Below are 15613 nucleotides of genomic sequence, written 5' to 3'. Positions count from 1 at the left end.
TGGATAAATTTTTACTTCCAACAACCATAAGAAAAAATAATTAATCATAGCGTTAGCGAATATTGATCTTGTTCGGGTTACCTTGGTGTACAACACGTAGAATTGCTTGATCCAACAAGGAGGTGTGTGGAGATGGTCAGCCAGGTCGATTTGATTCTGTCATTGCTACAACAAACGTGCGTCTATCTGGTTATCGCGTATTTGCTGAGCAAAACACCGCTATTCATTCCGCTGACGCAGGTCACCCTTCATCTGCCGCATAAACTGATCTGCTACCTGACGTTTTCCATGTTTTGCATCCTCGGCACCTATTTCGGCCTGCATATTGACGATTCCATCGCGAATACCCGCGCCATCGGCGCGCTGTTGGGCGGTGTGTTGGGAGGGCCGACGGTCGGCGTACTGGTGGGGCTGACCGGCGGCCTGCACCGCTATTCATTGGGCGGCATGACCGCACTGGCGTGCATGGTGTCCACCATCATGGAAGGATTGGCCGGTGGCCTGCTACATCGTTATATGCTACGCCGCCACCGTATCGACCTGTTGTTTCAGCCGTTGGTTATCGCGGCTGTCACTCTGCTGGTGGAAATACTGCAGATGAGCATCATCTTGCTGTTGTCGCGCCCGTTTGGCGAGGCACTGACACTGGTTAAAAACATCGCCTTACCGATGATCATCACCAACAGTATCGGGGCAGCCATGTTCATGCGGATCCTGCTGGACCGCCGGGCTATGTTTGAGAAATACACGTCGGCGTTTTCTGCGCGTGCTTTGCAGATTGCGGCAAGGGCGGAAGGGGTATTACGGGAAGGATTTAATCCGGATACCAGCCTGCGGGTAGCGCGTATCTTGTATGAAGAACTGGGTGTTGGCGCTGTCGCCATCACCGATCGGGAAAAGCTGCTGGCTTTTGTCGGCGCAGGCGACGACCACCACACCGCCGGTTCGCTGATTACGTCGTCCTATACCCATCAGGCTATCGACAGCAATCAGGTGGTGTATGCTGACGGTAACGAAGTACCGTTTTGCTGCCCGCTGTCTTCACACTGTAAGTTGGGGTCTACGCTGGTTATCCCACTGCGTGGCGAAGAGCAGCGGGTTATCGGCACCATCAAGCTGTATGAACCGAAAAACAAGTTATTCTCCAGCATAAACCGCACGCTGGGGGAAGGTATCGGCCATTTGCTGTCGGCTCAAATCTTCGCGGGTCGTTTCGAGCAGCAAAAGCAGTTACTGGCACAATCCGAAATCAAGCTCCTGCATGCGCAGGTGAACCCCCATTTCCTGTTTAACACCCTCAATACATTATCGTCGATTATCCGCCGCAATCCGGATCAGGCCCGTCAGTTGGTGTTATCGCTCTCAACCTTTTTTCGTAAAAACCTCAAACGCAGCGGTGATGAAGTCGCGCTCAGTGATGAGCTGGAGCACATCAACGCCTATCTTGATATTGAAAAGGCCCGTTTCGCCAATCTGCTGACAGTGGAAATCGCCGTGCCAACATCGCTCAGGGCCGCCAGATTACCCGCATTTTCCCTGCAACCGCTGGTGGAAAACGCCATCAAGCACGGCATCGCCCACATGCTGGATAACGGCTATCTGCGCATTGATGCCCGTACTCACGCCAATATGCTGGAGCTCACGATAGAGGATAACGCCGGAACTTATTACCCCCGCAACGGTAGCGACGGGCTGGGGATGAATCTGGTAGACCGGCGCATCAAGGCGCGCTACGGCCATCATTACGGCATCACGGTTACCAGTGAACCGGAACACTTTACCCGCGTTCAGGTACGGGTGCCGCTGAGGGTGGGATAAGAGCGTGTCAGGCGGGTGCAGTCATACTCATACCCGAAATAAAACGCATACCTGAAATAAAACGCATACCTGAAATAAAAAACGGCTTCCCCTGGGGGAAGCCGTTCTTAGGCTGATCTCGGCATCACATCACGTCACTGCTCCGGCTAACGCCATCTTCGCTATTGTCGGTGAGGATGACCCGGGAAATTACAGCCCTACTACGTTCTCAGCAGAAGGACCTTTCGGACCGTTGCCGATAACGAATTCTACTTTCTGGCCTTCGTACAGCGTTTTGAAGCTGTCGCTCTGAATTGCAGAGAAATGCACGAATACGTCTTTGCTGCCATCAGCCGGGCTGATAAAGCCAAAACCTTTAGATTCGTTAAACCATTTTACTGAACCAGTCATTTTATTAGACATCATATTACCTCGTAATTTTTTTCCAGCCCGTTTAAGGGCAACAGGGGTCTGCAATGCAGGAAATACTTATGAGCAAGAAAAAAAGAGATTCAGGGGAAGTGATATCTAGGGATAACGCTTGGACTGAGGACTACTTTAGTAAAATGCCTGACATAAATAGGTCTGACTAACAAACCGTGCCGCTATTAACGCATTCATCAGGCATGAAAGCAAGCATTATGTATTGTTGCGGCAGGAAAATATTTTATATTTTTTATAATTCATACAGTTAATGGGTTGGCCCCGGTACGTTCTCGCCACGACCACAACCGTCGCTGGCGCCAGCCTGACCCGCAAACCGGCTGACAGTAATACCGGTATTGCTGCCTCTATGCCTTAGCGGCCTGCTCCATCGGGATCAGATTCAGCTGCCCATGACGCACGCCGGTCTGAGCGATGACCGACGCGGCAAACTGCTCTACTCGCTCGGTAGGGCCACGCAAAATCACGGTTTCCACACATTCGTCATGGCTGAGGTGGGTGTGCATGGTGGACACGGTCAGGTGATGGTGTTCATGTTGCATACCGGCCAGTCGGCTCGACAGCTGACGCTCGTGATGGTCATACACATAGCTCAGCACCGCCACACACTCGGCATTTTTATCCTGTGCTACCGTCATTTCGCCCAATTCACGCCGCAACATGTCGCGAAACGCTTCCGACCGGTTGGCATAGCCTTTTCGCAGCATCAGCGCATCCAACGCCTCAGCCAGCGGGTCATCCAGAGAAATCGTCAATCGTTGCATCTCAGCCTCACAAAAAAGCGCAAAAAATCCTCCGGCGTGGTGCCACGCAGGTCAGTCATCCCATTATGCCGGGGTTCATCATGATGATCGTGATTCAGCGCAAAACGGCGCTCAAATCCCTGACGGACAAATAAGAATGGACAATACCGCGAACCATTGCCAGAAAAAGATCACCGCCTCCCGAGGAGAGTGTATGGGGATAGGGAGAACAGTAAAACGCGCCCAACAGGCGCGTTTTAGCGGGAACAGGATTACAACAGGATGCGCAGCATGCGGCGCAGCGGTTCAGCCGCGCCCCACAGCAGCTGGTCGCCAACGGTGAAAGCGGACAAGTACTGTGGCCCCATGTTCAGTTTACGCAGACGGCCCACCGGGGTAGACAACGTACCGGTCACCGCAGCCGGGGTCAGTTCACGCATGGTGATTTCGCGGTCGTTCGGCACCACTTTCACCCAATCATTGTGGGTCGCCAGCATGTGCTCGATTTCCGCAATCGACACATCTTTTTTCAGCTTCAGCGTGAACGCCTGGCTGTGGCAGCGCAGCGCGCCGATACGCACACACAAACCATCCACCGGAATGGTGCTGGCGGTATTCAGAATCTTGTTGGTTTCCGCCTGGCCTTTCCACTCTTCACGGCTCTGGCCGTTTTCCAGCTGTTTGTCGATCCACGGGATCAGGCTACCCGCCAACGGCACACCGAAGTTTTCCACATCCAGACCGCCGCGTGACAATGCTGTCACTTTGCGCTCGATATCCAGAATGGCGGAAGCCGGGTCGCTCAGTTCAGCGGCGACTTCGGCGTTCAACTGGCCCATCTGAATCAACAGTTCACGCATATTGCGCGCGCCCGCGCCGGACGCCGCCTGATAGGTGGCAACAGATGCCCACTCCACCAGATCGTTGGCGAACAGGCCGCCCAGCGACATCAGCATCAGGCTGACGGTACAGTTACCACCGACAAACGTTTTGATGCCTTTATCCAGACCGGACTGGATAACGCCGTGGTTAACCGGGTCCAGAATAATAATCGCGTCATCTTTCATTCGCAGAGAGGATGCGGCGTCGATCCAGTACCCTTGCCAGCCACTTTCACGCAGCTTTGGGTAGATTTCATTGGTATAATCGCCGCCCTGACAGGTGATGATAATATCCAGCGCGCGCAGCGCGTCGAGATTGTAGGCATCCTGCAGGACACCCTGCTGGCCGCCCAACGCCGGTGCTGGCTGACCGTGCTGCGACGTAGAAAAGAATACCGGGCGGATTAAATCAAAATCGCGTTCTTCCACCATGCGCTGCATGAGTACCGAACCGACCATTCCGCGCCAGCCAACAAAACCAACATTTTTCATGGTAACCGTCCTGCCTGGGGGTGACAAAAAGCAATCCGACTGCCATTTCAGGCAGGGAGCATAGTTTAAAATGATGTCTGTCAACCTTACAAAATGTATCAGAAGTCGCAAGTGAATTTATTCGATGACTCAGGCGTTTTCAGCAGCAGGCCTAATGTGCCTGCCAGAAGACGGGTGATGAAAGGAGCTTACCGCCACCATGACTGAAATGATCTCGGCAACCGTCCTGTTGCTGTTAATTATGGATCCACTCGGCAACCTGCCGGTGTTTATGTCTGTTCTGAAACACCTGGATCCCAAACGGCGACGTGTGGTGCTGATTCGGGAGATGATCATCGCTCTGGGGGTGATGCTGGTGTTCCTGTTCGCGGGCGAGAAGATTCTGGCCATACTGAATCTGCGTACAGAAACCGTGTCGATTTCCGGCGGTATCGTGTTGTTTTTGATTGCCATCCGCATGATTTTCCCAACGCAGGAAGGCTTTACCAGCGGCTTGCCCGCCGGTGATGAGCCGTTTCTGGTGCCGTTGGCTATTCCGATGGTGGCCGGGCCATCGATTCTGGCTGCACTGATGCTGCTCTCCCACCAGTACCCGAATCAATTGCCGCATCTGACACTGGCGCTGCTTATTGCCTGGGCCATTACGGTGGTCGTGCTGCTGTTATCGAACCTGTTCCTGCGATTGTTGGGCGACAAAGGCGTCAATGCGCTGGAACGGCTGATGGGGCTGGTACTGGTCATGCTCTCCACCCAGATGTTCCTGGACGGTATTCGGGCCTACCTGAAACTCTAGCATCTGGGCGCGGTTGCCTCAGGCCGTTCTCTCAGTCTCCCACACCAGGCGGAGACTGAGAAAGAGGGGTTATCCCCGACTCATCTTAATCACATTCAATCACACCACGTAGCTCAGCAGCAGGGTGCCGACTAGACCACACACCGCGATAATGGTTTCCAGCGCTGACCATGACTTCAGCGTTTCCGGAATGCTCAGGTTGAAATACTCCTTGAACAGCCAGAAACCGGGGTCGTTGACGTGAGAAAAAATCACGCTGCCAGAGCCCACGGCAATCACCATCAATTCCGGGCTGACGCCGCTGGTGGCGATAATCGGCGCCACAATCCCCCCCGCGGTCAGCGCGGCCACGGTGGCAGACCCTAATGCCAGACGTAGCACGGCGGCGATAAGCCAACCCAGCAGCAACGGCGACACGCTACTACCGTGCATCATCCCGGCGATGTACTTGTCTACACCGCTGTCTACCAGCACCTGTTTAAACGCGCCGCCACCGCCGAGGATCAGCAACATCATGGCGATGATTTTAATCGAGTCGGTAATGGTGCCCATCACCTCATCCATGCTGCGACCACGGTTCAGGCCGAAGGTAAAAATCGCGATCAGCACCGCAATCAGGGTCGCCATCACCGGGTCGCCGAAGAACTCGGCATACGGCAACAATGCGTGTCCCTTCGGTAATATCATTTCCGCCACGGCGCGCAGCGCCATCAGGATAACCGGCACCAGAGCGGTCATTACACTAACGGTAAAGCCCGGCATTTCCTCTTCGGTGAACTGCTTCGGGTTATACAGCCCTTCCGGAATCGGCTTATCAATTTTCTTGAGGAAGCGGGCGTAAACCGGCCCCGCCAGAATCACTGTCGGGATCCCCAGCAACGTACCGTAGAGCAGGGTTTTGCCCATATCGGCATGGAATAGCGAGGCAATCGCTGTTGGCCCTGGATGCGGCGGCAGAAAACCGTGGGTGACGGACAATGCCGCCGCCATTGGCACACCGGCGTACAGTAATGGGATACGGGCGGAGGCCACAATGCTGAACACCAGCGGCAACAGCAGCACAAACCCCACTTCATAGAACAGCGCGAAACCAACGGTAAACCCGGTTAGCACAATCGCCCACTGGATATGTTTACGACCAAAGCGCTGAATCAGCGTGGTGGCAATCCTCTGTGCACCGCCGCAGTCCGCCAGCAATTTCCCCAGCATAGCGCCAAATCCCATGATCAGCGCCAGGCTACCCAGCGTACCGCCCACCCCGTTTTTGATGGAGGTCATCACTTTTTGCACCGGCATTCCCTGCATGACGCCCACAGCCAGTGCAACCAGAATCAGTGCGATAAAACCATTCAGTTTAAAGCGGATCATCAGCACCAACAGCAGTGCGACACCCACAGCGACAATCACGAGTGGCATAACTCTCTCCGGCAACCCCTGCCTGCGCGAGCCGGGCAACGACAGGGGATTTTCTTATGTTTTGCGAAGGCTCCCGGTGTGGCATCAGCACCTTCGCTACAGTAGTGGCGTACCTGCGTCGTGACAGGCATGCGTCGTTGCATCCCGTCGGGAGCGCATCCACCCAATGTGATGGCTGTCATGCGGTGACTATCGCGTGACAACTATCACACTGCACGATGTTACCGGTATCATGATACCGGTAACATGTTAAAATACGAAACCTGCGCGACGCATTTAATTTACAGTTTGGGATAGAGATCAAATTATGTCAGGACAAAGTATTATTCTGATGGGGGTTTCCGGCAGCGGGAAATCCAGCGTGGGAGCCCAGTTGGCACAAGCCATTCACGCCAAGTTTATTGATGGCGACGATCTGCATCCCAAGGCCAATATCCAGAAAATGGCCAGCGGCCAGCCGCTCAATGACGATGACCGCGCCCCCTGGCTGGAGCGCCTGAACGATGCCGCCTACAGTCTGCTGCATAAAAATGAAACCGGCATTATCGTCTGCTCCGCCTTGAAAAAGCGCTACCGCGATCGGCTACGGGACGGCAACGACGGCATAGTTTTTCTCTACCTGAAAGGCAGTTTTGACGTCATTTTGCAGCGCCATCAGGCACGCGCCGGCCATTTTATGCCGACGGGTCTGCTGCAAAGCCAATTTGATGCACTGGAAGAGCCGGACGAAACCGAAGCCGATGTCATCACCGTGGATATCAACGGCCCGATGGACCAGGTGGTAGCGCGGTGTGTCGAGGCATTGCGCGCTCGCCTGCCACGCTGACCCCGGCCCTAGACGCTTTCTCCCACTTGTACGGTAAAGCCGACGTCCACACGGGTCGTCGGCAAGGTTTCGCCGTGCAGGCGCGCCAGCAACTGTGCCGCACCGATCTCGCCAATGCGCTTACGCGGTGTCAGTATGCTGGTGAGCCGTGGCACCGTGGTTTGTCCGATATCATGGCCGTGGAAACCGGCAATCCCCATCTGTTCGGGAACGCGTAACCCCTGCCGCTGGCATTCGAACATGGCACCAATCGCCAGGTCATCATTGGTACAAAACAGGCTATCGAGCTGTGGGTATTCCGCCTGTGCACGACGCAACAGCTCGCCGCCCAACGTATAAGACGAGGGGCTTTCACTCATCACGCTGTAGCTGGCAAGCCCGGCCTCCGCCATCGCTTGTTCATAACCCCGTTGCTTTAATAACGTGCGTTCATCCTGACGTGCGCCGAGGTACACCACGCGGCGGCGACCGCGCGCAATCATATAACGCGTCATCTGGCGTGCGGCATCCACATTATCAAACCCCACAGCCATATCGAGGCAGGGAGATACCGAGTCCATCAGCTCCACAACCGGGATCCCGGCCACTGCAATCATCTGACGGGTACGCGCCGTATGGTTGCGCTCAGCAAGAATCAACCCGTCGATGTTATAAGCCAGCAGCGACATCAGACGCCGTTCTTCCACTTCCGGCTGGTAGCCGTAGTGCGCCAGCATGGTTTGATAGCCTTGCGATTCCGCCACTTTTTCAATGCCACGCAACACCTCGGCAAATACCTGGTTGGTGAGCGATGGTAGCAACACGCCGATGGCCCGGCTGGTAGAATTAGCGAGAATATGCGGCGTTCGGTTGGGAATGTAACCCAATTCATCCAGCACAGCGGCGATTTTGCCTCGCAACGCTTCAGAGACTTGTTCCGGGTTACGCAAATAGCGGCTGACCGTCATTTTGGTCACCCCAACCCGGTCGGCGACATCCTGCAATACCGGTCTTTTTTTCTTTATCATCCGTTGACATCCCCGCGACTCAAAACGCCGATTGTACTAAAGAAATGGTTAGCAGGATATGAACCTGAATACAGGTTATTACAATGGACATGATTGGATATAGAATTAATAATATTATTATTTATTTCATTACCACCCCATTATCAATAATATTATTTAATAAATAATATAAGAATAATATAAGTATATATCAGCAATGAATTTAATTTTTTTATTAATGAAATAAAAAGATAATAGATAATTTTTTATTATCTTTTTATATTTAATTCTTATTTCAAAAAAACACAATTTGTTGTATTTTTGTTTCCGAATTAGATCAGTTGTAAAAAACAAGGAAATGAAATGAAAAGTGGCTTTTGCATTGCCAAGGGCGATGTATGTTTTAATATTAAAAAAGACATTACAGGCCTACCATTAAAAATAGAAAACCTGCAAAATGGATACCTATTTATTGGAGATAAATCTCCATTTAACAAAATGGAGATGGATAACGAAACGCTCTACCTGATTGGAACAATAAGTAATAGACGATTACTTGAAGGCCTTGCCGGACGCTATGATGCTTCAGCCTGGAGCTTAAGTGATATTGAATTACTACATACGCTTTTTTTATACCTTGGAACACAAGCTCTATCACTGGCAGAAGGAAGTTTTTTCTTTTTTAAAGAAAATAAGAAAGGCGAATTAACCTTACTTACTGACCCTAATGGATTTATGCCTGTACATGTTATTCATGATCAAACATCGCTCTGGATAACAGATCGGCTAAAATTTGTTGGCCGCATCGTTCAAAAAAGCATTTTTGATTTCATGCATGAAGATGAAGTCATACAAAATGCGCTACATTCAGATACGTTTACACCGATAAAAAATGCCACCAGACTCAAACCTGGCTCTATCAATCAGATAAAGAAAGATATGCAGGGTTATGAATATCTGAGTAATGATAGTATTTATCCTTCCAATACCGAAAGACAGTTGAATATAGCTAAAGACACCCTGTTTGAACTGATTGACAGTTATCTAAAAGCCCCCTTTCGATCTCTGGTACATACGCATCAGACCGTCGGTATTCCATTATCTGGTGGTCTGGATTCAAGCCTGATAACCGCACTGGCCAGCCAGTTTTTTCAGCACATCAAAACCTGGTCCATAGGTACAGAGCTCAGCAACGAGTTTGAATACTCCCAAATGGTCGCAGATGCAATTGGTACTGAGCATCATGTCAAGATACTGACAGAATCTGATGTTATCAATGGTGTTATCGAGGCTATCTATCATAATGAAATTTTTGATGGTCTCTCCGCAGAGATACAGTCAGGATTGTTTAATGTCTACCGAATGGCACAGAATCATGTAAGCGTCATGATGACAGGCTATGGTTCAGACCTATTATTTGGTGGCATATTAAAACCTGGTGAAAAATATTCATCGCCTAATAAAATACTTTGTGAGCAGGTTTATCGGACTCGCTGGACGGGAGAGTTTGTTTCACATGGTGCCGCTCATTATGGACTACAGCTTAATCATCCATTCTGGAACAATGACTTAATTTCTCTTTGTAGGAATCTTAACCCTGATTATAAAATCAAAGATAATGAAGTAAAAAACATACTCAGAGAGTATACCGAGAAATTAAACTTACTCCCCAAAGAAATTGTCTGGCGAAAGAAAATCGGAATTCATGAGGGTTCATCGGTTAACAAATCATTTGCTAATATACTTGGCCTTCATGTTGATAACTATAGTCATAAAACCCGCTTTACTTATCGAGTTTATAAATCTTTCCTGGAAAATACTCTCTCGCTAGAAAATGCTACCAGTGATCATCTACGCAAACTGATAACGGATTAAAAAATGATACTTAAAGAAACTCGTGATAATGTGAGAGTAATTACACTTAACCACCCTAATAAGCATAATCCTTTTAATCAGGACCTGGAAAATGCGGTTAAAGCTGCGTTAAAAGATGCAAATGACGACCCGACGGTTAACGCTATTGTTGTTTATGGGGGCAAAGGATGCTCATTTTCCGCAGGCGGTGACTTTAATGAAGTAAAAAATCTTTCCGGCGGCGCTGATGTTGAGCGCTGGATCGATCGTGTCATCGACCTTTACGAAGCCGTACTTCACATTAATAAACCAACGATTGCTGCTGTAGATGGCTATGCCATCGGTATGGGATTTCAGTTTGCCTTGATGTTCGACTACCGAATTATGGCGAACGGAGCGCGTTTTGTAATGCCTGAGCTCAAGCATGGTATCGGATGTTCTGTTGGCGCAGCCATCCTGACGTTTACCCATGGATATAACCTGATGAAGGATATCATCTTTAAATGTCAGGAGTTGGATGAAGACTTTTGTCTTTCACATCACATTGTGAACGAAAAGGTAGAATCGCATCTGCTACTGGAACGTGCGTTCTCGCTGGCAAAAGAACTGGCAGCGTACCCGTATGCAGCATTGTCAAAAACCAAACAATCCACTAACCGGAATTTTCTCGAACTCCTTGAGAAAACAAGAGTTGAATCTAAAGAGGTTCATAAAGCCGCTTTTGGTGCACGAGATGCACAAAAGCATTTTCATCATATCCTCGGAAAAAAGTACTAAAAAAGGAAAGCTAAGTAACATGTTATTAAACTATACCTCACTCATGGATTCAGGTTTTGGCGCAAAAATGAGTAGCAGTGATTTCATGGAAGCCAAACCAGACGAGATAAAAAACCTACTCATGCGTCAAGGTTTCCTACTGGTAAAAAACATTGCCATGGACGCCAATCAATTCAGAGATACATACTCAGCATATGGCAAAATCGTCGAGTATGCCGATGAGAAAATTGGTGTTGGTTTCGGCTATAAAGACACCTTAAAACTGGACGGTGAAAAAGGGAAAATTGTCACCGGACGTGGACAATTACCATTCCATGCAGATGGTGGATTATTGCTTTCACAGGTCGACCAAGTATTCCTTTATTCAGCTGAAATTAAAAATCTGAAATTCAGAGGTGCGACAACAATCTGTGACCATGTGTTAGCCTGTCAGGAAATGCCAACTCATCTCCGTAGGGTTTTAGAAGAAGAAACATTTGAAGTCCGAGTTTTAGAACATGGGTATTACGTCGACGTTTCTCCAGCCGGTTGGTTTAAAGTCCCGGTGTTCACAGACTTGGGATGGGTAAGGAAAATGTTGATTTACTTCCCATTTGATGAAGGCCAACCAGCAAGCTGGGAACCTCGCATCGTCGGATTTAGCGAATATGAAACAAAAGCGTTCTTCGGCGAATTAGGGACGTTCATGAAACAGCCCCGCTACTTCTACAAACATTACTGGGAAGATGCAGACCTTTTAATTATGGATAACAGGCGAGTAATCCATGAACGCGAAGAGTTTAATGATGACAATATCATTCGTCGCTTGTATCGTGGTCAAACCGTCGAAGTATAACCCCACAGATAATTAAGATTATTATTATTAACTGGCCTGGCATCATCATGCTGGCATGATGGGTTTTATTTTTTAAAACTACGGCCAGTTTTAAAAGTAGAGGCTTTAATGGAAAATATTAATATCGAGTCGGTATTCGCGCGATATCGTACCCGAACGCTGACATTCAAACTGTTATCCTCAGCATTACTGGGTAATAATAAGACACGAACCGTATCAATTTACGCCTTAAAGAAAGCGTTACATATTAGCCGAGGCACAGTATTAAAACTGGTTAATGGTATTTATTTTGGCGGCGAGACATTAAGCCAGGTGACCCATACCACATCAGAGTTAGGGAGAGAAAACATCAATAGCATTATTGATTATGCTATTGAAGGTGAGAATACAGAGTCGATCTATAATGATGTTATGAGTAAGACTTTTTCTCTCATCGACATCGCGGCTGAAAATAAAAACATCCCCTTCGTGGTCATTAAACCCTCATCCCTTGGCAGCATCGAGTTATACCGCGCCATCACCCTTAACCAAAACCTGACGCCAGAACAGCGGCAAGAATGGGAAATTGTGACCGAACGGTATATCCAAATCTTTGACGCCGCTAGCGATAAAAAAGTCAGGATCATGGTCGATGCTGAGCAATCATGGATACAACCGGCTGTAGACAACTTCATTGTAAATATGATGAGGAAATATAATCAAAACTATCCTCTGTTGACATTGACACTACAATTTTACTGTAGAGATAAACTCGGACGACTGAAAGAGTATTACCAACAGGCATGTGAACATCATTTCTATCTAGGTATAAAACTGGTGCGAGGCGCTTACCTTGAAGAGGAGAATCGCATCAGTCACGATCACTGTTTTACTGAAAAATCCGAAACGGATAATAATTATAACAGTGCTATTCAGTTTGTTGCCGATCACATTGACCGTATCTCTCCTTTTTTCGCCACGCACAATGAGCATAGCCTAGCGTTGATCCGACAAAGTCCGACATTAAAGGAAAACATCTGGTTTGGTCAGCTATATGGTATGGGGGACCATATTACCTGGGCGCTTAATCATGAGGGTTTTTCCGTATGTAAGTATGTGCCATTCGGGCCATTAAAAAAGTCATTACCCTATCTGCTAAGACGAATTGAGGAAAATGCTATCTCCTCAACCACATTTTCCACAGAAAGAAAGCTTATCAGAAAAGAACTTCATCGCCGAATAAAGAGGATTGTGTTATGAAAAAAGACTTCACCTGCAAAATAAAAAACACCGGTCAAATATTCCCTCTCATAGAAGAAGAGACTATACTTGTGTCCTCATATCAGGCAGAAATACCACTCAAGTATCATTGCAATGCTGGGCATTGTGGTATTTGTAAAGTCAAACTGATTCAGGGAGAAGCGGATATGCAGCACACCGGAGGGATATCCCGGGATGACATAAAAAGTGGCTATATTCTGCCTTGCTGTACACAACCTTTAAGCAATATTGAGATAGAAGTCCAGTAGATTTACTTACCAGACTTAATAAAAGGACGCTAATGTTTTCCTGCACTATTAGAGTAGCTGTAACCATATTAGCCATTTGTGTTATTAAAAACAGTTACGCGAACTGTATGCAAGAGGAGAAAATAAAGCAGGGAGTAAATTACCTTTCCCTCATTAGTCACGATAAGAAAGATTTAGCCATTCTATCTTTTTTTGATAATAATACCTCCCACCCTAATCGGGGGCTGAGCTTTTATATCAAAAATGGTAGCGACTATAGCATAGTCCCGGTTCCTAATAGCGATGTGTTCGTTTGGTTTGACTATAGTCTGTCGGCTTCTCGTATCAATATTTTCGATTATCGGCTTTATCGTCATAACAATGAGAAAAAGCTGATCAGTGTTGAAAAAAAAGGCGATGACCTGACAGCCCCGCAACCCATTAAACTAACAGTTTACACACTGGTAGAAAGCCACAATGACCCAGGTGTTCCCCCTTATAGCTGGGTTATTGAAAAGACGTTAACCACAACAGGAAAATATGGTTCTGCTTATGAAGTCCTGGACGACTATCGTTATCTCTGCTCTGTTATGTAGTTTACTACTCCCCAAGTATGCCGGTGCACAGCAACCCGAACGCCTGCGTTATTACACACGCCTGACACAGGCGTTTATCGATAGCTGGTATACACCTTGTCTGGGAGAAAAAAAATGGCCGGTACGAACATCCCGTACGGAGGTATCATGGTTATCCGGGCGGTTAAATGCTCTGGTATCAGCTGGATTAGTAAAAAAAAACAGTCAGGATAATGACACTACCTGGTCATTAACCCAGTCAGGGAAACGTCACTTTATGCCTTATGGCGATTTCTGTTATGGCAGAATCAAACTGCACCAAGTCACACACTATGAATCCATATCACCCGAACTGGTACTGATAAATTACACCTACCGTATTGAAGGGCTGCCTGACTGGGCAAAAAATAAAGATATTCGTTACGCCTTCTCCGAACTGGACAACTGGCTGAGAGGTATTCAGCATACCCAATATCAAGTTACGATTCGCACAGCCATCGGCGGTGCGCCAAAAATACAGTCACCCCCTGAACCCTTAAATCTGGATTATTGAAAAACGTTATGAAACACAATGCTATTCTTTATGGAGTATTACTGCTTGGTCAGCTCGCGCACGCGGCACAGCCAAAATTAATGCCTGAGGAAATCGCCATCAAAGGCGGCGCATTTTATGTCGGTAATATTTTTGGCGACAAAGACTACACCAGCCACACTAATGTCATCCTCAAATCCTTTTATATCATGCGAACGGAAATCACCTATTCTCAATATCAGCATATGTTTCAATGGGCAGACAATCACGGCTATCTTTTTGAAAATGGCTGTAACGGCGGTCACTTCGATGATTGCCTGCCCACAGAGCGGGATAATGGCCAGCACCCCGTCACGACCATTTCCTGGTGGGACACAGTGATCTTCGCCAATGCGTTAAGTGCTTCACAACAGCTGACGCCGTATTATCTGACCACCGATGGACGACCTATCACATCAGTACCTCAAGACCCGGCCTTCAAGGTAGTCAGGAACCCCGCCGCAACAGGATATCGTCTACCTTCATTAAATGAGTGGCAAGTCGCCGCACGCGGCGGCGAAGCCGCTTTACGCCTAGGTACATATGGCCAAATTTATTCCGGTAGCAATAACCCGGCTAACATCGCCAATATGCCTAAAGACAACAGTACAACCTTTAGTACCCAACCTGTCGCACACCAGCGACCCAATGCACTTGGTTTATACGATATGACCGGTAATGTGTGGGAGTGGATCGATGACGATTTTCATATGACAGGCATTAATAACATGCACTACTTCTGTGGCGGTAGTTACCTGATGCGCATCAGCAACCTGTCGGAGTGCGATGTTCATACACCAAATTTCCCGACCTCGGATATCGGTTTCAGGCTAGTCAGACCGGCACCTCTTTGACATCAAATCGGGAAGCACCATAAGCAGCATGGTGTATCCCTCTCTGAAACAGTACTATAGAAACAACAAAACAGAATACTGACATTTACCCACTCACATTATTTTATGACTATTAATTTTATTAATGAACAAACTAAAAGCGAAAATAAATTAATTAGTTTTTAATGAAGTAACACGGTCATAAATGATTTTTTATTATAAGTCGTTTCACGTACTACTATTGTATTCTTGCCGGAATGGCGCCCATCATCACATGCCATAAAAAATGTCGGGATACAGAAA

17 protein-coding genes are annotated in these 15613 nt (G+C 48.1%); 12 read left to right on the top strand and 5 right to left on the bottom strand.

Going from position 1 to position 15613, the window contains the following annotated elements:
• The first annotated feature begins 132 nt into the window (after positions 1-132).
• Positions 133-1818: a sensor histidine kinase gene (locus LF929_RS01415; RefSeq protein ID WP_226092833.1), complete on the top strand. Its 1686-nt coding sequence runs from the start codon at positions 133-135 to the stop codon at positions 1816-1818.
• Between the two features lie 189 nt (positions 1819-2007).
• Here LF929_RS01415 and LF929_RS01410 read toward each other — a convergent pair whose 3' ends face one another.
• From LF929_RS01410 to asd, 3 genes are all read right to left on the bottom strand, one after another.
• Entirely contained in the window at positions 2008-2220 is a 213-nt protein-coding gene (locus LF929_RS01410) for a cold shock domain-containing protein (RefSeq protein ID WP_012768004.1), read from the bottom strand.
• Between the two features lie 368 nt (positions 2221-2588).
• Entirely contained in the window at positions 2589-3005 is a 417-nt protein-coding gene (nikR, locus tag LF929_RS01405; RefSeq protein ID WP_038905894.1) for a nickel-responsive transcriptional regulator NikR, read from the bottom strand.
• Positions 3006-3256: 251 nt separating this feature from the next.
• Positions 3257-4357, bottom strand: coding sequence for an aspartate-semialdehyde dehydrogenase (asd, locus tag LF929_RS01400; protein ID WP_038905895.1), 1101 nt, complete (start codon positions 4355-4357; stop codon positions 3257-3259).
• Between the two features lie 199 nt (positions 4358-4556).
• On the opposite strand from asd, the gene LF929_RS01395 reads away from it, so the two are divergent.
• Positions 4557-5150 (top strand): YhgN family NAAT transporter, encoded by a 594-nt coding sequence (locus LF929_RS01395; RefSeq protein WP_019845825.1) that lies wholly within the window; start codon positions 4557-4559, stop codon positions 5148-5150.
• A gap of 99 nt (positions 5151-5249) precedes the next feature.
• Here the strand turns inward: LF929_RS01395 and gntT are convergent, their stop codons facing one another.
• Positions 5250-6566, bottom strand: coding sequence for a gluconate transporter (gene gntT, locus LF929_RS01390; RefSeq protein WP_210175183.1), 1317 nt, complete (start codon positions 6564-6566; stop codon positions 5250-5252).
• 56 nt (positions 6567-6622) lie between these two features.
• On the opposite strand from gntT, the gene LF929_RS01385 reads away from it, so the two are divergent.
• Positions 6623-6766, top strand: coding sequence for a hypothetical protein (locus LF929_RS01385; protein ID WP_193744485.1), 144 nt, complete (start codon positions 6623-6625; stop codon positions 6764-6766).
• A 107-nt stretch (positions 6767-6873) separates the two neighbouring features.
• A complete protein-coding gene (locus LF929_RS01380) occupies positions 6874-7392 on the top strand; it encodes a gluconokinase (protein WP_038909220.1) in 519 nt (172 codons plus the stop codon).
• A gap of 8 nt (positions 7393-7400) precedes the next feature.
• Here LF929_RS01380 and gntR read toward each other — a convergent pair whose 3' ends face one another.
• Positions 7401-8399 (bottom strand): gluconate operon transcriptional repressor GntR, encoded by a 999-nt coding sequence (gntR, locus tag LF929_RS01375; protein WP_016942909.1) that lies wholly within the window; start codon positions 8397-8399, stop codon positions 7401-7403.
• A gap of 342 nt (positions 8400-8741) precedes the next feature.
• Between gntR and LF929_RS01370 the strand changes: the two genes are divergently transcribed.
• The 8 genes from LF929_RS01370 to LF929_RS01335 all read left to right on the top strand — a co-directional run bounded on the left by LF929_RS01370 (position 8742) and on the right by LF929_RS01335 (position 15331).
• Complete coding sequence (locus LF929_RS01370; RefSeq protein ID WP_210175184.1) at positions 8742-10253, top strand: asparagine synthase C-terminal domain-containing protein; 1512 nt, start codon at positions 8742-8744, stop codon at positions 10251-10253.
• A gap of 3 nt (positions 10254-10256) precedes the next feature.
• Complete coding sequence (locus LF929_RS01365) at positions 10257-11009, top strand: enoyl-CoA hydratase/isomerase family protein (protein ID WP_038909222.1); 753 nt, start codon at positions 10257-10259, stop codon at positions 11007-11009.
• 19 nt (positions 11010-11028) lie between these two features.
• Positions 11029-11844, top strand: a complete 816-nt coding sequence (locus LF929_RS01360; RefSeq protein WP_226092812.1) for a TauD/TfdA family dioxygenase — start codon at positions 11029-11031, stop codon at positions 11842-11844.
• Positions 11845-11952: 108 nt separating this feature from the next.
• On the top strand, positions 11953-13083 hold the full coding sequence (locus tag LF929_RS01355; RefSeq protein WP_210177421.1) for a proline dehydrogenase family protein: 1131 nt from the start codon (positions 11953-11955) through the stop codon (positions 13081-13083).
• Positions 13080-13352 (top strand): 2Fe-2S iron-sulfur cluster binding domain-containing protein, encoded by a 273-nt coding sequence (locus tag LF929_RS01350; RefSeq protein ID WP_038909225.1) that lies wholly within the window; start codon positions 13080-13082, stop codon positions 13350-13352. The genes LF929_RS01355 and LF929_RS01350 overlap by 4 nt, the downstream gene beginning before the upstream one ends.
• 107 nt (positions 13353-13459) lie before the next feature.
• Positions 13460-13927, top strand: a complete 468-nt coding sequence (locus LF929_RS01345) for a CpmJ protein (protein ID WP_226092813.1) — start codon at positions 13460-13462, stop codon at positions 13925-13927.
• Positions 13884-14459, top strand: a complete 576-nt coding sequence (locus LF929_RS01340; RefSeq protein WP_210177422.1) for a carbapenem biosynthesis protein CpmH — start codon at positions 13884-13886, stop codon at positions 14457-14459. Before LF929_RS01345 ends, LF929_RS01340 begins: the two co-directional genes overlap by 44 nt.
• 8 nt (positions 14460-14467) lie before the next feature.
• Positions 14468-15331: an SUMF1/EgtB/PvdO family nonheme iron enzyme gene (locus tag LF929_RS01335; protein WP_226092814.1), complete on the top strand. Its 864-nt coding sequence runs from the start codon at positions 14468-14470 to the stop codon at positions 15329-15331.
• The last annotated feature ends 282 nt before the right edge of the window (positions 15332-15613 follow it).

Origin of the sequence: Dickeya oryzae (assembly GCF_020406815.2) — a bacterium.
GTDB classification, from domain to species: Bacteria; Pseudomonadota; Gammaproteobacteria; order Enterobacterales; family Enterobacteriaceae; genus Dickeya; species Dickeya oryzae.
Note: the sequence above shows the minus strand (reverse complement) of the source record. Positions and strands in the feature narration are given on the sequence as shown.